At 60.3% G+C, this 19,064-nt stretch carries 17 protein-coding genes; 10 read left to right on the forward strand and 7 right to left on the reverse strand.

Annotation, left to right across the window (positions count from 1 at the left end):
• Positions 1 to 40 precede the first annotated feature (40 nt).
• From ACR0DY_RS18515 to ACR0DY_RS18540, 6 genes are all read right to left on the reverse strand, one after another.
• The gene (locus ACR0DY_RS18515; protein ID WP_480898909.1) at positions 41 to 781 is read right to left on the reverse strand and encodes a maleate cis-trans isomerase family protein; all 741 of its coding nucleotides are present in this window, start codon (positions 779 to 781) and stop codon (positions 41 to 43) included.
• Complete coding sequence (locus tag ACR0DY_RS18520) at positions 778 to 1,845, reverse strand: pyridoxal phosphate-dependent aminotransferase (RefSeq protein ID WP_480898911.1); 1,068 nt, start codon at positions 1,843 to 1,845, stop codon at positions 778 to 780. Before ACR0DY_RS18520 ends, ACR0DY_RS18515 begins: the two co-directional genes overlap by 4 nt.
• Entirely contained in the window at positions 1,842 to 3,494 is a 1,653-nt protein-coding gene (locus tag ACR0DY_RS18525) for a hydantoinase B/oxoprolinase family protein (RefSeq protein ID WP_480484801.1), read from the reverse strand. The genes ACR0DY_RS18520 and ACR0DY_RS18525 overlap by 4 nt, the downstream gene beginning before the upstream one ends.
• Positions 3,494 to 5,587 carry a hydantoinase/oxoprolinase family protein gene (locus ACR0DY_RS18530; protein WP_480898913.1) on the reverse strand — a complete coding sequence of 698 codons (2,094 nt, stop codon included), beginning with the start codon at positions 5,585 to 5,587 and terminating at the stop codon, positions 3,494 to 3,496. Before ACR0DY_RS18530 ends, ACR0DY_RS18525 begins: the two co-directional genes overlap by 1 nt.
• A 243-nt stretch (positions 5,588 to 5,830) precedes the next feature.
• Positions 5,831 to 6,931: a Gfo/Idh/MocA family protein gene (locus ACR0DY_RS18535; protein WP_480898915.1), complete on the reverse strand. Its 1,101-nt coding sequence runs from the start codon at positions 6,929 to 6,931 to the stop codon at positions 5,831 to 5,833.
• 12 nt (positions 6,932 to 6,943) lie between these two features.
• The gene (locus ACR0DY_RS18540) at positions 6,944 to 7,654 is read right to left on the reverse strand and encodes a GntR family transcriptional regulator (RefSeq protein ID WP_480488966.1); all 711 of its coding nucleotides are present in this window, start codon (positions 7,652 to 7,654) and stop codon (positions 6,944 to 6,946) included.
• Positions 7,655 to 7,759: 105 nt separating this feature from the next.
• Between ACR0DY_RS18540 and ACR0DY_RS18545 the strand changes: the two genes are divergently transcribed.
• Genes ACR0DY_RS18545 through ACR0DY_RS18570 form a run of 6 tightly spaced genes read left to right on the forward strand, consistent with a single transcriptional unit; the run spans position 7,760 to position 13,336 of the window.
• On the forward strand, positions 7,760 to 8,914 hold the full coding sequence (locus ACR0DY_RS18545; protein WP_480488968.1) for an LLM class flavin-dependent oxidoreductase: 1,155 nt from the start codon (positions 7,760 to 7,762) through the stop codon (positions 8,912 to 8,914).
• On the forward strand, positions 8,914 to 9,804 hold the full coding sequence (locus tag ACR0DY_RS18550; protein WP_480539941.1) for an aldo/keto reductase: 891 nt from the start codon (positions 8,914 to 8,916) through the stop codon (positions 9,802 to 9,804). Before ACR0DY_RS18545 ends, ACR0DY_RS18550 begins: the two co-directional genes overlap by 1 nt.
• Entirely contained in the window at positions 9,804 to 10,319 is a 516-nt protein-coding gene (locus ACR0DY_RS18555) for a flavin reductase family protein (RefSeq protein ID WP_480484813.1), read from the forward strand. The genes ACR0DY_RS18550 and ACR0DY_RS18555 overlap by 1 nt, the downstream gene beginning before the upstream one ends.
• 53 nt (positions 10,320 to 10,372) lie before the next feature.
• Complete coding sequence (locus tag ACR0DY_RS18560; RefSeq protein WP_480484795.1) at positions 10,373 to 10,960, forward strand: TRAP transporter small permease; 588 nt, start codon at positions 10,373 to 10,375, stop codon at positions 10,958 to 10,960.
• The gene (locus ACR0DY_RS18565) at positions 10,961 to 12,250 is read left to right on the forward strand and encodes a TRAP transporter large permease (RefSeq protein WP_480477545.1); all 1,290 of its coding nucleotides are present in this window, start codon (positions 10,961 to 10,963) and stop codon (positions 12,248 to 12,250) included.
• 24 nt (positions 12,251 to 12,274) lie between these two features.
• Positions 12,275 to 13,336 carry a TRAP transporter substrate-binding protein gene (locus ACR0DY_RS18570; protein ID WP_267365607.1) on the forward strand — a complete coding sequence of 354 codons (1,062 nt, stop codon included), beginning with the start codon at positions 12,275 to 12,277 and terminating at the stop codon, positions 13,334 to 13,336.
• A 30-nt stretch (positions 13,337 to 13,366) separates the two neighbouring features.
• Here the strand turns inward: ACR0DY_RS18570 and ACR0DY_RS18575 are convergent, their stop codons facing one another.
• Positions 13,367 to 13,837: a tetratricopeptide repeat protein gene (locus ACR0DY_RS18575; RefSeq protein WP_267365609.1), complete on the reverse strand. Its 471-nt coding sequence runs from the start codon at positions 13,835 to 13,837 to the stop codon at positions 13,367 to 13,369.
• 33 nt (positions 13,838 to 13,870) lie between these two features.
• On the opposite strand from ACR0DY_RS18575, the gene ACR0DY_RS18580 reads away from it, so the two are divergent.
• The 4 genes from ACR0DY_RS18580 (at position 13,871) to ACR0DY_RS18595 (ending at position 19,051) form a co-directional block, all read left to right on the forward strand.
• Positions 13,871 to 15,124, forward strand: a complete 1,254-nt coding sequence (locus ACR0DY_RS18580; RefSeq protein WP_480488973.1) for a cytochrome-c peroxidase — start codon at positions 13,871 to 13,873, stop codon at positions 15,122 to 15,124.
• Positions 15,125 to 15,258: 134 nt separating this feature from the next.
• Complete coding sequence (locus ACR0DY_RS18585) at positions 15,259 to 16,365, forward strand: saccharopine dehydrogenase family protein (RefSeq protein WP_480547540.1); 1,107 nt, start codon at positions 15,259 to 15,261, stop codon at positions 16,363 to 16,365.
• A gap of 3 nt (positions 16,366 to 16,368) precedes the next feature.
• Entirely contained in the window at positions 16,369 to 17,880 is a 1,512-nt protein-coding gene (gene amaB / locus ACR0DY_RS18590; RefSeq protein ID WP_480547542.1) for an L-piperidine-6-carboxylate dehydrogenase, read from the forward strand.
• A gap of 274 nt (positions 17,881 to 18,154) precedes the next feature.
• Positions 18,155 to 19,051 (forward strand): cyanophycinase, encoded by an 897-nt coding sequence (locus ACR0DY_RS18595; RefSeq protein WP_480484790.1) that lies wholly within the window; start codon positions 18,155 to 18,157, stop codon positions 19,049 to 19,051.
• Positions 19,052 to 19,064: the final 13 nt, after the last annotated feature.

Here is a 19,064-nt window from a genome sequence, read left to right on the forward strand (position 1 = left end):
GCCGACCGGGGCGGGTTCCATGCTTTTGCCTAACCCAAGGCTATAGCAGATCAAACAACCGCCCCGGAACAGTCCCGTGCCTTGGCAGGTCAAGCGCCCGCATCAGGGCAAACATCATGGCCTGATTGGACGTCACAACAGGTTTATCAAGGGCCGCTTCGATCCGGTCTATGGCCTCGACCGCGCGCATGTCGGTGCAGCTGAGTATAACGGCCTCGGCCTTTGGGTGGTCGGCCTGCATGGCAAGGTCGAAAACCTCGTCCGGGGTCAGTTCGCCCTGCCCGTAGTTGCCCAGCTCGCGGCCGATATCGGCACATTTCACCGTTGTGATCCGGTTCTGCGTCAGAAAATCCATGGCCTGCGTGTTGATCTCGCCCAGATAGGGCGAAGAAAAACCGACCCGGGACAGGTCGAGCGCATGGATCGCTGCAACAAGCGCCCCAGCGGCGGTAATACACACGGCCCCCGACGCGGCCCTGATGTCCTGTGCCAGCTGGTGGTCAAAGGACGGGCCATGGGTCAGCGTGGCCGAAGTACAGCCATAGAGCACCACATCGGGCCGAACGCCCGAGATCATCTTGAGGTCATGGCTGATATCCGAGGCCCCCAGACCCGCCATCTGATCCGATCCGGGGATCTCATCCACGTCATAGCCACCCATTCGCTGAAAATGCACCGTCGTGTCCGGGCAGCGCATCAGCATCATGTCAGCTTCGAGATTGGTGTTGGTAAAGGGCACCAGCACCCCGATTTTGGCCCGTGTCCGGGTTTCAAAGGTCATGACGTCACCTCTTTCAGAACAGTCAGGCAGCGCTCCATCACTGCCGTGTCGCAGATCGTGGCGCGCAGGCAATCCGCGAGGCCATAGCCGCCCATTCCGCGCATGAGCAAACCCGCTTTGCGCAACGCGGCATCCGCTTTTTGCGCCGTCGCGGCATCGGCAAAGCGGATCAGGACAAAATTGGTGTGGCTGCGCGGAACAGATAATCCCAGCTCCCGGCACCCGTCGGCAAAGCGATCCCGGATGGTGGCGGTTCTGGCAACCGTGTCGCACATGTGGGGCTGATCCTGCATCGCTGCCGTTGCCATGGCCTGAGAGAGGGTCGATACGTTGTTGGGGTTGAGCAGCTTTCGCAGCTCAATCGCGACCTCTGACGGGAACAGACCCCAACCCACGCGCGCGCCCGCCAGACCGTAAGCCTTTGAAAAGGTGCGTATGACCACGGTATCCCCACGTGCGACGAGGGCAAAGATTTCAGCCGGGTCGTGATCGCGATCGGTGAATTCGGCATAGGCCTGATCGACCACCAGCAGCACGTTCCCGGGCAGGGTGTCGCGCAGGCGGATGACCTCGGCATTCGGGATCAGGGTGCCGGTCGGGTTGCCGGGGTTGCAGACAAAGACGATCCGGGTATCAGGCGTGACAGCGGCCAGAATGTCATCGACCGAGACGGTCAGATCGACCTCGCGCGCTTTCACATAGTCTGCCCGCACCTGCGCCGTGGCTGAGGCCACATAGGCATAGCCGTAATCCGTGCCCAATACATGGTCGCCCGGCCCTGAATAGGCGCGGATCAGGCAGCCGATCAACTCCATCGACCCGGCACCGCACAGGATGTTGTCGGCTGGTACCCCGTGCCCCTGAGCGATGGCGGCGCGCAGGTCCGACCAGTCGGGATCGGGATAAAGCGGCATCCGGTGCAATGCCGCCTGCCCCGCCGCAATTGCGGCAGGGCTGACCGGGAAAGCGCTTTCATTCTGGGCCAGAGATACAGTGTCCGACGCGCCCAGATCGGCCAGCGCATAGGCCGCCATGGCACGAATGTGATCAACTGCGCGGATCATGAGGCACCCCCATAGGCTTTAGCCCCTTCTTCCGTGACCAGCCCGCGCCTGAGGTCCAGCGCCAGCGCCTCTGGGTCGCGCGCGGCCGGATCGCCAAAGCCGCCGCCGCCGGGTGTGTCGAAGATCAGGTAGTCGCCACTTTCCACACGTAGCTCACCCTTACCCGGAATGTCTGCGCCGCCATCGCGGAACCGGATACGCCCCGGCGCGCCGGGCAGGCCACCCATGCGGCCCAGAGCCGGAAATTTCAGACGTTCGACCGACAGGAAGACGATGAAGGGGGCATCGTTGGCAGACGTCATCTCGATCCGCTGACCCAATCCTCCCCTGTACTGGCCCGCGCCGCCCGAGTCGGGCAACAATTCTCGTCGCCACATGATCACCGGGGCGACACTTTCGGTTATTTCGACCTGCGAGCCGAACACCCCCGAAGGGTAGGCCGTCGCAGACAGGCCATCCGCGTGGGGCCGCGCCCCGGTGCCGCCATTGTGAACGGGTTCGATGGCAAATTCGCGCCCGCCATTCGCCGCCACTTCGGGAGCGTGGCGCATTGGCAGGTCGAACATGCACGAGGCCCCTTCGGCAGGCACCTGTTCGGGCAACGCCTGATGCAGGCAGCCCAGAACCAGATCCGGTGTGACCTGCCCCAGCGTATGCCGCATGGCCACCGGCACCGGATGCTGGGCGTTCAGGATGCAACCCTTGGGGCCGTCCACCGTGAAAGGTTCCAGCGAGCCTGCGTTGTTCGGGATATCCGGCCCGACGATGCAACGCAGGGCAAAGACCGTATAGGCGGTCGCATAGTTCAAAGGCACGTTGATGCCCTTCTTAGAACACCCGGACGTGCCCGTGAAATCGACATGCATCCCGTCTTTGGTCACGGTGAGCGTCGCGTGCAGCTCCAGCTCGGCCTCATAGCCGTCCATGTGCAGCACGTTTTTGTAAACGCCTTTGGGCACCTCGGCGATGGCCTGTAACGCGCCTTTGCGCGAGGTGTCGATGATATAGGTGCCAAGCCTGTCCAGATCTTCGATCCCGAACTCCTCCATCATCGCAACAAGGCGGTTCACCCCGGCCTCGCAACAGGCGATCAGGGCGTAGATGTCGCCCTCATTGGCCACAGGCTCGCGCGAGTTGGCGCGGATGATATCCATCAGCAGCGCATTGGGCGTTCCGGCCTCGACCAGTTTGCAAGGCGGGATCAGCAGGCCTTCGTCATAGATGTCCGAGCCTTCAGGTCCCATACCCAGACCGCCCAGATCCACCAGATGCGAGGTGCAGGAGGTAAAGCCCACCACCTTGCCGTCCTTGAACGCGGGCATCATCAGCAGGAAGTCGTTCAGATGCCCCGAGGCCAGCCACGGGTCGTTTGTCATGTAGATGTCGCCGGGGCGCATGTCCTGCACCGCGAAACGGGCGCGCAGGTGCAGCACGGCCTCGGCCATGGTGTTGATATGGCCCGGTGTTCCGGTCACGGCCTGCGCCAGCATCCGGCCATTCACGTCGAATATCCCGGCGGAAATGTCACCGCATTCACGCACGATGGGCGAAAAAGCTGCGCGGATCAGGGTCTGGCCCTGTTCTTCGACCACAGCCAGCAGACGGTTCCACATCACTTGCAGGCGGGCGGGGGACAGATCAGCGGTCATCATGCGCCTCCTTTCTGGTCCTGTATCAGGACAAGGTTGCCGATTGCGTCCATCTCGGCCGAGAAATCGGCGGAAACGAGTGTGGTTGTTTGTGGTTCATGGATCAGCGCGGGGCCTGCCACATGGTCACCGGGGCGCATATCGGCGCGGGCGAGAAAGGCGGCCTGTTTTACCGTGCCATCCAGATCACAGGTGATGGGGCGCGTCTGCGTGACCTGAAATGCGGTTTTGCCCGGCGTTTCCAACACCGTAGGCACCGCTTTGTCCGGGGTGGCAACGCGAACGGCCCAGTTGAGAACCTCGATCTTCATCCCCGGCACAGGACGTGAGAATTGTTTGCGGTATTCTTCTTCGAATGCGGCTGTCAGCGGGGCGATATCCGGGCGTGTCAGGGCGCGGTCCGGCAACGTAATCTCGATCTCATGCCCTTGCCCGCTATAGCGCATGAAGGCGGTGCGCAGGGTTTCGGTGGGTGCATCCCCTGCCCCTTGGGCGACGACCTCTTTTGCTTCGGCAATCATCGTATCGAACAGGGCGTTCACCCCGTCCATGTCCATGCTGTCGAGCAGAGAATAGCGCGAGCGGACGATTTCGAAAGATACCGGGGCAAACAGGAACCCAACCGCCGAACCGACACCGGGATTGGGCGGGATCACGATACGCGACACCCCGGCGGACCGGGCGACGCGGGTGGCATGCAGCGGCCCGTTGCCACCAAAGGCAATCATGGTGCGCGGGCCAAGGTCCTTGCCGCTTTCGACCGCATGCATCCGCCCGGCGCTGGCCATGCTTTCGACAACGATGCGGCTGACCCCATCTGCCGCACCTGTTGCATCCAGCCCCAGTTTGTCCCCGATCACACGTCTCAGGGCGGCCTTTGCCTCATCGGGGTCAAGCTGGATATGCCCCTCGGCAAAGGTGTCGGGCACGATATAGCCCAGAGTGATGTCGCTGTCGGTCACGGTCGGATCGACGCCACCGCGCATGAAAGCGACCGGTCCGGGTTCCGAGCCTGCCGATTTCGGCCCGACTGTCAGACGCCCGAGACGGTCAACACCCGTGATCGAACCGCCGCCAGCACCGATTTCAATCATCTCGATCACCGGAATGCGCACCGGCATTCCCGACCCCTTGATGAACCGTGCCGCGCGGGCGATTTCGAAAGAGCGGGATGTCTGAGGGCGCGCCTTGTCGATCAGGCAGAGCTTGGCCGTGGTGCCACCGACGTCAAATGACAGGACCTGATCCAACCCGGCACGCGCGGCGATGCGGGCGGCCAGAATGGCCCCACCGGCAGGGCCGGATTCTACCAGACGAATGGGGAAACGCGTGGCGGTGTCGATCGTGCACATACCACCGCCTGCCGTCATCATCAGGATCGGACAGGTTACGCCCTCGGCCGTGAACTGATCCACAAACCGGGTCAGATAGCTATCCATCAGCGGCTGAATATAGGCGTTGGCCACAGTGGTGCAGAGCCGGTCAAACTCACGCGCTTCGGGGCTGACATCGGACGAGATCGAGACGGTCAAACCGGGGCGGTGTCGCGCGAGAAGATCGCGCAAACGCCGTTCGTGGGTCGGGTTGGCGTAAGAGTGCATCAGGCAGATGGCCACCGCCTCGGCCCCGCTGGCGTCAATCTCGGCCAGCAACCGGTCTACTTGCGCTTCATCCAGTTCAATCAGCACCTCGCCTTCTGCCGACATGCGTTCGCATATGGTCAACGAGCGTTCGCGCGGCACCAGCATGTCCGGCTTTTCAAGGTTGATGTCGTATTGGGAATACCGACGTTCGTACCCGATATCGAGAATATCGCGGAATCCTTCGGTGCAGACCGTGGTCACGACCGCCCCGCGCCGTTCGATCAGCGCGTTGGTTGCCAGAGTTGTTCCGTGAATGAATCCGGTGACATCTTTCAGCGACCGGCCAGTCTGCGCCATGACTCGCCGCGCGCCTTCCAGTGCGCCTTCTGCCGGGTTCTGGTGGGTGGTCAGGGTTTTGGTGGAGGCCAGTATCGTCTCATCACCCGAGACGAGGACCGTGTCGGTAAAAGTGCCGCCAATATCGATGGCGAGGCGCAGAGCGGTTGTCATGAGGTATTCCGTTGTCGTCTGAAAGCAGGCAGGCAGAACGGCCCCGAAGGGCGGTTACCGGCGCGTCGCGACCAGATCACAGCCGGTCGCACGGCGATCAAGACGGGTGGGGATACACTGACAGGTCATACAGTTTTGTCCCCTAATGCGCCCCGCTTCACTAGCAGATTTACGACAGATTGGCCCGCAAGCGACACATTTGTCGCCGCAGAGGGTTCTGCCCTGAACCTGCCTGGTGTCAGTCTAAGGGTGCTTAAGGTGAACCGTTTCGCCGGTTTGCAGGGCCTGCTGCGCCGCCAATCCCATTCGCACCGCCCACAAACCGTCATGCACTGTCACATCCGGTTCGGCCTTGTGCCCACGCACCAGATCCAGAAACCCCTTGTGCTGATAATAGGTCGAGCCGTTGTGATCTCCGGCAGCCAGCAAACGGGGATCGACAGGGATATCCTGCGACATTGGCCCCTTGGGGTCCCGCGGGCTGACGATGACCTGCGGCACTGGCGGCGTTCCCAGATGGTCGGGCCAGAACCGCCCCGGCCCCGGCACCAGAGCCTCGACCTTGGCTTTCGGTCCGATGGCCGAAATCTCCTCCTGATAACGGGCGCCTTCGGCGAACATGCACAGCTCGAGCATCGCGCGCGCGCCATTGGCGAAATCGACCAGAACATAGCCATGATCCAGTATGTCGGGTGTTTCACCCCCGTAGGTTTCGTCTAGATGATTCACCGCCTGCCCGCCGCTTGCGGTGATCCGCACAGGGTCAGATTGCAGGATCAGCCGCATCAGATCGAAGAAGTGGCAGCATTTCTCGACAAAGGTGCCGCCGGTGTTGCGGTTGAACCGGTTCCAGTCGCCGACTTTCCGCAGAAACGGAAAGCGATGTTCCCGGATCGACAGCATCCTGACCCCGCCTGTGTCCCCGATCTTGTCGATCAGGGTCGCGATGGGCGGCATATAGCGGTATTCCATTGCGACCCAGATCGGGTGTGGATAGTCGCGCTGAACCTTCGCTAGCCTTGCGGCGTCCTGGGGGTTGGTGAACAGGGGCTTTTCCACCAATAGCGGCAAGGGGCGCGTTTGCGCGATTTCACAGATCTGGTCGACATGCATGTGGTTTGGGCTGGCGATGACCAAGCAGTCCAGGTCTTCGATATCCAACACCTCTTGCACCGAGCGTGCCATAACCGCACCCGGCGCAATCGCCTGCGCGGCTTTTGCCATCCCGGGATCGGGTTCGAATATCGCTGCGACACGCGTGCCGTCCAGCAGGGCGATGTTGTGCAGGTGTTCCTGCCCCATCATGCCACATCCGATCAGCCCGTAATTGATGGTCCGGGTCATGCGCGTTTCCTTTTACTTCAGACGTTGGACATAGGTGGCCCGGTCCGGGTCGAACCAGGTCTTGGAAAATTCGACAGGTTCGGCCTTGTCCGACCAGCTGAACCGTTCGATATAGCCCACCGTTTCACCGGCGGCTTTGGTGAACACCGCGGGCGTCCAATCGGGCAACTGGCCAATCGATACGCGATCTTCGGCCCGTGATATCCAGAAACCCAGCTGGTGCTGATAATAGCGGTAGAGCGAGTCCGACAGCAGGCTTCGCTTGATCAGGCCGGCTGATTCGTCCAGCCAGATTTCCTCGACCGCGATGATTGTGTCATTCAGATAGCGCATCCGACGTACGCGCGATCCGGTGTCTGAAGTGCCAAAATCCGGCAGATCGGAAGGTTTCTTCAGATGATCGACGGACAGGATATCCGCACGCGGCAACCCGCCCCCTTGGGGCAATTCCAGCCGGAACATCGCGTAGACGCTGTTCTGAGTTCCGGTCTCGCGGATGTAATTTCCTGACCCCTGAATACGCTCCAACATGCCTTTTTTCTCAAGCTCTGCGAGAGATTTTCGCAGCGTGCCGACCGACACGTTCAGCTCGGCCGCCATATCGCGTTCCGGGGGCAGACGCTCACCATCGATCAAGCGGCCCGCAGCGACATCGCGGATCAGCAGCTCGGCAATCTGAACGTAGATAGGCAGGGCATTGGGGTTTCGGGTGTTGGGGGGCATTTCAGGCGCTTCATTCGGTCGCAGGAAAAATTGATACACTATTGATCTACATCAATGTGATTGCTACGCAAGAGGAAAGTAAAAGATGCACGGAGCGTGAATCAAATGACCATCGTCCCCATCACATCCCCTGATCTGGATGCGGCCGAGGTTTCGTGGTTCGCCGCCTTATGTTCGGACGATTATCAGTTCCTGGGTGTGCCTGATGGTGATCTGCGGTCCAGCTGGGAGCATTGCTCGGCCATCGTGAAGGAGGCCGAGGCGCAGGGGTTCCGCAACATCCTGTGCCCGTCATCGTATCAGGTTGGGCAGGACACGCTGAGCTTTGTCGCCGGTTGCGCGCCGATCACGCAAAAGATCAACCTGTTGGCCGCTGTGCGCTGCGGCGAGATGCAGCCGATCATGCTGGCCCGCACGATCGCGACTTTGGATCACATGTTGAAGGGGCGGCTGACCGTCAACATCATTTCATCCGATTTTCCCGGCGAAAAGGCCGACAGTGCCTATCGTTATCAACGGTCGCGCGAAGTGGTCGAGATCCTGAAACAGGCCTGGACGCAGGAGGAAATCAACCATGCGGGCGAGGTCTACAACTTTACAGGTCTGACAACCGACCCGGCGCGACCCTATCAGACTGGCGGGCCGCTGCTGTATTTCGGCGGTTATTCGCCCTCGGCGCTGGAGCTGTGCGGCGAGCATTGCGATGTGTACCTGATGTGGCCGGAAACCAAGGATCAACTGGCCGAGCGGATGAAAGCTGTTCATGCAGTGGCCGAAAATTATGACCGTACGCTCGACTATGGCTTGCGGGTTCACATGATCGTTCGCGATACCGAAGCCGAGGCGCAGGAATACGCGGATTACATCGTTTCAAAACTGGATGACGACTATGGCCGCGCGATCCGCGAACGGGCGTTGGATGCAACGTCGCTTGGCGTAGCGCATCAGGCCAGGAATCGTGATCTGGCGGATAAGTACGGGTATGTGGAACCCGGTCTGTGGACCGGCGTCGGCCGCGCCCGCTCGGGCTGTGGTGCGGCACTGGTTGGATCAACCGATCAGGTCATGTCAAAGATCGAAGATTACCGGAAGATGGGCATTCGCGCGTTCATCTTCTCAGGCTATCCGCACATGGATGAGGCCATGCATTTCGGTGCTCGTGTGATGCCGCATCTGAAAACCTGCTCGCTTCCCGAAGCCTACGGGCGTGTGCCCAAGACACCCCCGGCCACACCGCTGGGCAACGGAGTGCGCCGCTGATGCAACGCGTGAAACTATCCCCGACGCTGGAAATGAGCCGCCTTGTCTATGGCATGTGGCGGCTGGGTGACGATAGCGACACCTCGGCAGGGCATGTCGAGGCCAAGATTCAGGCCTGTCTTGATCAGGGCATCACCACCTTCGATCAGGCCGATATTTATGGCGGTTACGCGGCCGAAGCCGTTCTGGGCAACGCCTTGCGCGCCAATCCCGGCCTGCGCCAGAAGATGGAGATCGTCACCAAATGTGACATCGTCGCACCTGTGGGGCGGCATTCCGATGCGAAGGTCAAATACTATGACACCTCACGCGCGCATATCCTGAAATCCATCGACATGTCCCTGTCGGAAATGGCCATCGACCACATCGATCTGCTGCTGATCCACCGTCCTGATCCGTTCATGGACCACCACGAAACCGGGGCTGCGCTGGATGAGGCTGTCGCCAGTGGCAAGGTGGGCGCGGTTGGTGTTTCGAACTTCCGCCCGTGGGACTGGACCCTGCTGCAATCGGCGATGAAAACCCGGCTGGTCACCAACCAGATCGAGATCTCACTGGGCGCGATCGCCCCTTTCACCAATGGCGATCTGGCGTTTCACCAGCAGCATGGGCACCACCTTATGGCGTGGTCGCCGCTGGGGGGTGGGCTGCTGATGGCCGGAAACCCGCCCGTCGGGGTTGTTGCTGATGAAATCGCGGAGGAGTTCGGTGTAGACCGGGCCGCTGTGGCCGTCGCCTTCCTGCTGGCTCATCCGGCGGGCATTCTGCCGGTTCTGGGCACCAACAACCTGAACCGTATCAAACGCATCTCGGACGCGCTGAAAGTCACAATTGATCGCGAAACCTGGTTCCGCCTGTACGAGGCGGCGCTGGGGCATGAGGTAGCATGATGAACGCAATCTCAAGAAACATGACCCACACCTTTGTGCCACATAAGGACGACACCCGGACCCTGCGGGATGCTTTTGGTCGGTTTGCAACCGGCGTTACCATCGTGACATGCGACAGCGGTGATGGCCCGATCTGCATCACAGCCAACAGCTTTTCGTCGCTGTCGCTGGACCCGCCACTGATCATGTGGGCCGGCGACCGCAACTCGCGCCGGTTCCCCTATTTTCGCGCGGCACCGCATTTCACGGTGCATGTGTTATCGTCTGCGCAGGCTGAGCTGTGTTTTGGCTGCTCGAAAGATGCCCATGCCCTGCGCGACATCCGGCACGAGCGCTGTGCAAACGGCACCCCGCTGCTGTCGGATTGTCTGGCACGGTTTGAATGCGAACAACATGCCTATCACGACGCGGGCGATCACGTGATCGTGGTGGGCAAAGTCCTGAAGGCCAGCATGAGCGACGGCGACGCGCTGACGTTCTATGCCGGGAAAATGGGCCAATTCGCGCAGCACTAAGCGCGATCTGACGACCGCGGGACACACCTGCGGCTGAACAAGGGAGGATCCGCATGGGCGGACTGGCATCGGTGCTTGCGCCGATTGCATTTGTAAACGAAACCGTGCTGCGTCTGGGCCGCGCGGTTGGCGTTGTTGCGATTGCATTCATGGTCATCGCAATCCTGATTCAGGTGTTCTTCCGATACGTTCTGGGCAACGCCCTGCCTTGGCCGGATGAGGCCGCACGGTTCTGCATGTTGTGGATGACCGGGTTGATGGCACCGACGGCCTTTCGGCGCGGCGGTTTTGTAGCTATCGACATGCTGCAACGGTTTCTGCCGCGTATGCTCGGCCTGTCGCTCAATCTGTTCCTCCTGCTGATCTCGCTGGCCGTGCTTTTGGTTGCGGTCAATATCGGCTGGTCCGAGGTCACGGGCTTTGGCGGCAGGTTCGCCACCGCCGCCCTGTACCTGCCGACATCGCTTGGGTTTGACGAGTGGTATCGCATTCCGCGCAGCTGGATGATGGCTTCGCTGCTGGTGGGCATCATTCTGCTGATCTCGGTCAATATCGAGCTTATCCTGCGTTCCGTGGTCACCTTGCTTGGCGGCGCGCATCTTTTGCCGGACATTCCCGACGCAGCGATGGGGGCCGAATAGATGCTGATCTGGTTCCTGCCTACGTTCCTGATTTTCCTGCTGATTGGCCTGCCGGTCTTTTTCGCGCTTCTGGCGGCGCCCGGCATCCTGCTGTGGCTGAACGGACAGACGAATGACATCACCCTGCTTTATCGCAATGTCTACAACGGCATGGACAGCTTTCCGCTGATGGCCATCCCGTTCTTCATGCTGGCCGGGGAAATGATGAACCGTGGCGGCATAACCATCCGCCTTGTCGAATTCAGCCAGGCCCTGATGGGCCATCTGCGCGGCGGGCTGGCGCATGTAAATGTGCTGAGCTCGATCCTGTTCGCGGGCCTTTCGGGATCTGCGGTGGCTGACACGTCCGCCCTGGGGTCGATGCTGATCCCGGCGATGGAAAAACAGGGCTACACCCGAAAATTCGCCGCCGCCATCACAGCCGCAAGTTCGGTGATCGGGCCGATCATCCCGCCCTCGGGCATTATGATCATCTATGCCTATGTCATGGGTGAAAGCGTGGCCGCCTTGTTCCTTGCGGGGATCGTGCCCGGAATCATGGTGGGTGTCGGCCTGATGGTGATGATCAAGTTCATGGCCGACAAGTACGATTTTCCCGTCGCCAGCCGGAAATACACATGGGATGAGCGGCGCAAAGCCAGCCTCAAGGCGTTCTTCCCGCTGATGACGCCTGTGATCATTCTGGGCGGCATTCTGGGGGGCATCTTTACTCCGACCGAGGCCGCCGCTGTTGCTGTGGGCTACGCCTTTATCATCGGATTTTTCGTTCTGCGTACACTGACCCTGAGGGAAATTCCGGATGTTCTGAGCAATGCAGGTATGACGTCGGCTGTGGTGCTGCTGCTGGTTGGCGCAGCAATGGCGTTCAAGACCGTGGTCAGCCTGAGCCACGCCCCGGAACAATTGGCCTCGTTGATCCTCAGCCTGTCGGAAAATCCGCTGATCCTGTTGTTTCTGATCAACCTGTTGTTGTTTATCGTCGGTATGTTTCTGGACGCAGGCCCCGCGATCATCATCCTTGGCCCGATCCTTGGTCCCATTTTCACTGGCCTCGGCGTAGACCCGATCCATTTCGCCATCATCATGAGCGTCAATCTGACCGTCGGCCTTGCCACGCCCCCCATGGGGCTGGTGCTGTTCGTGGCCGCCGCCGTGTCGCGGGAGCGGGTCGAAACAATCGCCAAGGCGATCCTGCCATTCCTGGCTGTCGAAATCATCGTGATCTTTCTGATCACCTACATCCCCGCACTATCCATGACGATCCCGAGGATAACGGGATTTGCAAACTGACTGAGTATCACAGGGAGGAAACGCATGCTCGGAAACTTCATAAAAACAGCGGCGATTGCCACATCGCTTGTGGCCGCGTCTGTGGTCGCGGCGACGGCCGCTGACTATACGCTGCGCGCCACAGCCAATTCGAACGAAAATGACGAGGATTACGACGGTCTGATCGTTTTCAAGAACTATGTCGAGGCGGCGTCGAACGGCGCCATCGAGGTTGAGCTGTTCATCGGCACCCAGCTGTGTTCGAACGGTGCAGAATGCCTGCAAGGCGTGGCGGATGGCACCATCGATATCTATATCTCTACCTCGGGCGGGGCCTCGGGCATCTTCCCCTATGTGCAGGTTCTGGACCTGCCCTATCTGATGGCCGATGACCGGATCGCCGAGCATGTTCTGTCGGGCGATTTCACCCGCACCATGCGCGACATGGCGCTTGAGGATTCCGGTGGCGCGATCCGCCTGATGACCATCGGCAACACCGGTGGCTGGCGCAACTTCGCCAACACAAAACACCGCGTCGCCGAGCCTGCCGACATGGAAGGTCTGAAAATCCGCACCGTCGTTGCCGACCTGCCGCAGGAACTGGTCAAGGCCCTGGGCGCGTCACCTACACCGATCCCGTGGCCGGAACTCTTCACCAGCTTCCAGACCGGCGTTGTCGAGGGGTCAAAGAACGGCATCACCGACATCATGGGCATGAAGTTCCCGGATGCCGGCCTGCAGTATGTCACCCTGGACGGGCACGCCTATATGGGTGCGCTGTGGTGGATGAACAACGCCAAGTTCCAGGCGATGCCGGAAGATATGCGTCGGGTCGTTGTCGATGGGTTCTACGCCCTGCAACAGGCCACCTTTGCCTCGCCCAAGCGCAAGTCGATCCAGGCATATGAGGACTTCGTCGCAGGTGGCGGCGACCTTTATGTCCCGACGCCCGAGCAGAAGGCAGCGTTCAAAGCTGCGGCTTCGCCTGTCTATGACTGGTTCCAGACCAATGTTGCCCGTGGTGATGAAATCTTTGCCGCGCTGACCGAAGCGGTCGCGGCGGCTGAGGCGGACGTGAACGCCTCGCGCAATGCGGACCTGAACTAAACGGATGGGTCGGGCCTTGTGGCCCGGCCCTTATCGAAACGGGTACATCCACCCTTTGTAGTCGTTGACCAGAACATGCGCCTTCTCGATCTGCTCCGGCGACATTTTCTTGATCACTTCCTCAAGGCTGATCGCCGCATCGGGATCGCCGCCAATGGCGCTGAGCGTGTACCACATATAGGCCCGCACCAAATCGGGCGCGGGCATTCCCAGACCCAGTTCATAGTACCAGCCGACCCCCGACTGCGCCCCCGGATGCCCCTTCATCGAGGCACGCAGATACCATTCAAACGCCCTTTCATGGTCCTGCTCGACCCCAAGACCCAGCCCGTACATCACACCAATCAGTTCCTCGGCCTCGGCATTGCCCGACCGGGCGGCGGGCAGCAGTTCCGCGCGCGCGGCTTCAAACTCTCCGGCCTCCATCATGTCACGGGCCTGTTCCAGCTCAGCCAGAGCCGGGGTCGCAAGAAAACAAAGGGTAAAGAGAAACTGGCGCATTGGGCGATTGTCCTCGTTTGGGCGGGGGCCGCGGTGGCGCAGGACCTGCCGCGCCCGCTGACAGATGATGACTTTATCCCATTTGATATGGAACAGGCCGCTATCGGTCATCAACTGTTTTACGATCCGATCCTGTCAGGCAATCTGAACATTTCATGCGCCCATTGCCATCACCCCGATTTCGGCACCTCTGACGGGTTGTCCCTGGGGATCGGCGAAGGCGGACAGGGTCTTGGCCCGGAGCGCACGCCGGGCACCGGGGCGGACAGGATCCGCAAACGCATTCCCCGAAATGCGCCGGGGTTGTGGAACCTCGGGGCCAAGGACATCCATACCGTTTTCCACGATGGCCGCCTGAGCATCTCGGACCTCTATGGCAACGGGTTCAATTCGCCAGCACAGGAATGGCTGCCCGGCGGATTGAACTCGCTTCTGGCGGCGCAGGCTTTATTCCCGCTGACCGCGCAATTCGAGATGGCCGGTAATGTCGCTGAAAATCAGGTGACCGGCGCGGTTCACGACAGGATTGACAAGGGCTGGCCGATCCTTGCCAAACGCGTGCGGACCGATCCGCGCTATGGCCCTGCCATAGTCGCGGCTTTTGACGATATCGAGACCACCGAAGAAATCACAATCACCCAGATCGCCAACGCGCTGGCGGCCTTCATGGCCATTGAATGGCGCAGCACCGACAGCCCGTTCGACCAGTACTTGGCCGGGGACATGGATGCGCTGTCAGACGTCCAGAAAGACGGGATGAACCTGTTTTATGGCAAAGCGCGATGTGCGACATGCCATGCGGGTCCGTTGATGTCGGACCAAAAGTTTCACGCGCTGGGTTTGCCGCCATTCGGGCCGGGTCGGACCCGGCAATGGGATCCATATGCGCGGGACGTTGGGCGGATGGCGGAAAGCAACCGTGTGGAAGACGCCTATCGCTTTCGCACGCCGATGCTGCGCAATGTCGCCCTGACTGCGCCTTATGGACATAACGGCGCTTTTGCGGATCTCGAAAGCATGATCCGTCACCATCTTGACCCACAGACCAGCCTTGCCAAATGGAAACCCGACATGGCTGCGTTGCCCAAGGTCCCCTGGTTGCAAGAGGTGGATTTCGTGGTGTGGGACGACCGGTTCGAGATGGAACGCCAGCGCAGCAGGATCGACATTGTGCCAGTGACGCTGTCGGATGTGGAAATCGCCGCCCTGGTCGCATTTCTGCATTCCTTGACGGGCACCGGCGTTGGCTCTCCTCCTTTCGGGGTGCCGGCCGATTTCAACCCCTGATGGCGGTCACGCCATAATGACAATTATTCCGGCATAATGTCGGATAAGTCGATCACTTCGTCAAATTGCGGCCTATGAAATGTCTGGCCAGCCTTGCACCATAATATCAGGAACAGAAATTTACGGAGACGTTGATGTCCTGGAATATTTGCGTAATCGGGGCTGGCAAGATCGGTCAGATGATCGCGACGCTGCTGAGGGCCTCGCCAAACTATACAGTGACTGTGGCCGACCATGACCTGAAAGCATTGGGTGAAATCACAAGGCTTGGTATTGGCACGAAGCAGATTGATGCCCGGGATGCGGACAGTCTGGCAAAGGAACTGACCGGGTTTAACGCCGTGGTTTCAGCGGCACCGTTCTTTCTTACCCCAAACATTGCCAAGGCCGCCAAAGAGGCGGGCGCGCATTATTTTGACCTAACCGAAGACGTCGCGGCCACCGAGGCCGTACGCCAGCTGGCCGAAGGCAGTGAGACGGCTTTCATGCCGCAATGTGGTCTGGCACCTGGTTTTGTGGGTATCTCCGGAGCCGCGCTTGCCGCAGAGTTTGATGAACTGGACAGCCTGCATATGCGGGTGGGCGCGCTGCCGCTTTATCCGACCAATGCACTGAAGTACAATCTGACCTGGTCGACCGATGGGTTAATCAACGAGTACTGCAATCCCTGCGACGCCATTGTGAACGGCAAACTGGTCAAGACCGCGCCGCTGGAAGATTACGAGATTCTGGGTCACGATGGCGTGGAATACGAATGCTTCAACACCTCGGGCGGGTTGGGCACGCTGCCGGAAACACTGGAAGGCAAGGCGCGGGCCGTGTCTTATCGCACGATCCGGTATCCCGGCCATTGTGAAATCCTGAAACTGTTGCTGCACGATCTGGGACTGGAACGCCGCCGCGATCTGCTGAAAGAGATCTTCGAGACCGCCCTGCCCCGCACCGATCAGGACGTTGTGCTGGTCTATTGCACGGCCAAGGGCATGATCAACGGCGTTCTGCGCGAGAAATCTCTGATCAACAAGAGCTTTTCCCGCACCATCAACGGACAGGTCTGGAGTGCCATTCAGGTCACCACAGCTGCGGGTATTCTGGGCGTTGTTGACCTGATGCGCACCGGCACGCTGCCTTCGAAAGGGTTCGTCCGGCAGGAACAGGTTAAACTGAACGACTTCCTGAATACGGAATTTGGCCAGCTGTATCGTGCTGGTGACGTGACCCGGCAAAACAAGGCGGCCTGAGATATGAAAGACATCGTAATGACAGCCCAAACCACGCTTGCAAATCTGGATCTGACGGATGCTGCATTGAAGGGCGGCACTCTGAAGGTGACGTCGCCGATTGACGGCAGCCTGCTGGCCGACGTGCATGAAACTCCGGCCACCGAAATGGACGCGATCATTGCCCGCGCCAAAACCGCGTTCAAGGCGTGGCGCGTTGTGCCGGCCCCGCGTCGGGGCGAACTGATCCGCCTGCTGGGCGAAGAGCTGCGCGCCGCCAAGGACGATCTGGGCGCGCTTGTCAGCTGGGAGGCCGGCAAGATCACGTCCGAAGGTCTGGGCGAAGTGCAGGAGATGATCGACATCTGCGACTTTGCCGTTGGTCTGTCGCGTCAGCTTTACGGTCTGACCATCGCATCGGAACGTCCGGGGCACCGGATGATGGAAACCTGGCATCCGGCGGGCCCGGTCGGGGTGATCTCGGCCTTCAATTTCCCGGTTGCGGTCTGGTCGTGGAACGCCGCTTTGGCACTGGTCTGTGGCGATCCGGTGATCTGGAAACCGTCCGAGAAGACCCCGCTGACAGCGATGGCCTGCCAGAAGATCTTTGAACGCGCGCTGGTGCGGTTTGGCGATGCCCCCGAAGGGTTGCTTCAGGTCCTGATCGGTGGCGCGGAGTTGGGCGAGGCGCTGGTGGCCAGCGAAGATGTTCCGATCATCTCGGCCACGGGTTCGACACGTATGGGTCGTGCAGTTGCGCCCATTGTAGCGGCACGCTTTGGCAAGTGCATTCTGGAACTGGGTGGCAACAACGCGATGATCGTTGGCCCTTCGGCGGATCTGGAAATGGCCGTGCGCGCCATTGTCTTCTCGGCCGTTGGGACCGCCGGTCAGCGCTGTACGACGCTGCGCCGTCTGATCGTGCACAACTCGATCCGCGAGGAACTGGTGAGCCGCCTGAAAAAGGCTTATGCTGGTCTGCCCATCGGCAATCCGCTGTCTGAGGGCACGTTGATCGGGCCACTGGTAGATGAGGCATCGGGTGCCGCCATGACATCCGCACTGGAGGCCGCAAGGGCCGAAGGCGGCACCGTGTTTGGCGGCGCGCGCGTGACCGCAGGGCTTCCTGCGGGTGTCTATATGCAGCCCGCAATCGTCGAAATGCCCGGCCAAAGTGCGGTCGTGAAAACCGAGACATTCGCACCGATCCTTTATGTCATGGGCTATGACGATTTTGACGATGCGATCCAGATTCAAAACGATGTGCCGCAAGGGCTGTCATCCTGTGTGTTCACGCTGAACATGCGCGAGGCCGAGCAATTCCTGACTGCGGCGGGGTCGGATTGCGGTATTGCCAACGTCAACATCGGCCCCTCGGGCGCCGAGATCGGTGGCGCATTCGGTGGCGAAAAGGAAACCGGTGGCGGACGCGAAAGCGGCTCGGACGCGTGGAAAGCCTATATGCGCCGCCAGACCAACACCGTGAACTACTCGGCAGAGCTCCCGCTGGCGCAGGGTGTCAAATTCGACATCTGAACCAGCGCGCAAACTGACGGGCAATCTGATCCCCCCGGAGCTTTGATGTTTCGGGGGGATCGCTTTTGTCGTGCAGGGTTTGGCACTGGCAGGCTGAAGCAGGCACAAAACCGGTGGTTCTTGACGAAATCCCTGCCGTGCGGCATGTGATGTCGCTGGGGGGGGAACGGCATGTCCGATAGGGTCAGATGGCCCGACACGGCATGTATGAACAGGTTAAGCGTCCGAGTGGCCCCGATGGCTGGCTGCTTTTATACCGGAAGGTAAGTAAGATATGTGCCCTGCACCCGTTGATGCAGAGACCCCGCGCGGGTTCATCATCCCGATCGGCGGCGGCGAAGACCGCGTTAAGGAAATGCAGATTCACCGCAAGTTCGTAGAGCTTTCAGGGGGTGAGAACGCCGATATTGTCGTGATCCCGACAGCCTCGATGCTGGAAGAAACCGGACCGGACTACAATCGCATCTTTTCCGAACTGGGTGCAGGCAAAGTCGAATTTCTGCCCATCTCGCGGCGTGCCGATTGCGACAATCCCGATTATGCCGAGATGCTGGACCGCGCCACAGGGATATTCATGACCGGTGGCAACCAGCTGCGGCTGTCGGCGATTCTGGGTGGCACGCTTGTGGCGCAGAAAATACGCCGCCGGAATGCGGCCGGTGTGCCGGTTGCCGGCACTTCAGCCGGGGCGTCGATCATGTCCGAACATATGGTGGCCGGGGGCAGCAGCAACTCGGCCCCGGCTGAGGGCAATATCACGCTGGCTCCGGGCATGGGTTTGACCAACGCCGTCATCATCGACCAGCACTTCACACAGCGCAATCGGCTGGGACGTTTGCTAACCGCTTCATCTTTCAACCCTTTTTTGATCGGACTGGGTATCGACGAAGACACGGCAGCCTTCATCGGACCCGATAATGTCCTTGAAGTCGTGGGCAGCGGATCGGTTACCGTCGTGGACGCCAGTCATCTGACCCATTCATCGATGTGGGACGCGCGCCGCGGCGAAGCGCTGAGCCTGCTTGGACTTCGGCTTGACGTTCTGGGCGAAGGGTGCCGTTATGATCTGACGGCTCGCCAGGCTTTTCCGCCGGATGAGCATTTGGCGTTCTGCACATTGCCGGACATGTCCGGTCAAGAGGCCGCCAGCGGGGGGAAAACAAAAAGCTAACCAACGGGGAGCC

It is taken from the genome of Ruegeria sp. O6 (assembly GCF_056535045.1).

Bases quoted from the DNA above. Each gene is read 5' to 3' on its own strand.
- ACR0DY_RS18525 (WP_480484801.1), bottom strand. From the start codon at position 3,494: ATGACCGCTGATCTGTCCCCCGCCCGCCTGCAAGTGATGTGGAACCGT.
- ACR0DY_RS18565 (WP_480477545.1), top strand. From the start codon at position 10,961: ATGCTGATCTGGTTCCTGCCTACGTTCCTGATTTTCCTGCTGATTGGC.
- ACR0DY_RS18520 (WP_480898911.1), bottom strand. From the start codon at position 1,845: ATGATCCGCGCAGTTGATCACATTCGTGCCATGGCGGCCTATGCGCTG.
- ACR0DY_RS18555 (WP_480484813.1), top strand. From the start codon at position 9,804: ATGAACGCAATCTCAAGAAACATGACCCACACCTTTGTGCCACATAAG.
- ACR0DY_RS18575 (WP_267365609.1), bottom strand. From the start codon at position 13,837: ATGCGCCAGTTTCTCTTTACCCTTTGTTTTCTTGCGACCCCGGCTCTG.
- ACR0DY_RS18570 (WP_267365607.1), top strand. From the start codon at position 12,275: ATGCTCGGAAACTTCATAAAAACAGCGGCGATTGCCACATCGCTTGTG.
- ACR0DY_RS18540 (WP_480488966.1), bottom strand. From the start codon at position 7,654: ATGCCCCCCAACACCCGAAACCCCAATGCCCTGCCTATCTACGTTCAG.
- amaB (WP_480547542.1), top strand. From the start codon at position 16,369: ATGAAAGACATCGTAATGACAGCCCAAACCACGCTTGCAAATCTGGAT.
- ACR0DY_RS18530 (WP_480898913.1), bottom strand. From the start codon at position 5,587: ATGACAACCGCTCTGCGCCTCGCCATCGATATTGGCGGCACTTTTACC.
- ACR0DY_RS18560 (WP_480484795.1), top strand. From the start codon at position 10,373: ATGGGCGGACTGGCATCGGTGCTTGCGCCGATTGCATTTGTAAACGAA.
- ACR0DY_RS18585 (WP_480547540.1), top strand. From the start codon at position 15,259: ATGTCCTGGAATATTTGCGTAATCGGGGCTGGCAAGATCGGTCAGATG.
- ACR0DY_RS18535 (WP_480898915.1), bottom strand. From the start codon at position 6,931: ATGACCCGGACCATCAATTACGGGCTGATCGGATGTGGCATGATGGGG.
- ACR0DY_RS18595 (WP_480484790.1), top strand. From the start codon at position 18,155: ATGTGCCCTGCACCCGTTGATGCAGAGACCCCGCGCGGGTTCATCATC.
- ACR0DY_RS18545 (WP_480488968.1), top strand. From the start codon at position 7,760: ATGACCATCGTCCCCATCACATCCCCTGATCTGGATGCGGCCGAGGTT.
- ACR0DY_RS18515 (WP_480898909.1), bottom strand. From the start codon at position 781: ATGACCTTTGAAACCCGGACACGGGCCAAAATCGGGGTGCTGGTGCCC.
- ACR0DY_RS18550 (WP_480539941.1), top strand. From the start codon at position 8,914: ATGCAACGCGTGAAACTATCCCCGACGCTGGAAATGAGCCGCCTTGTC.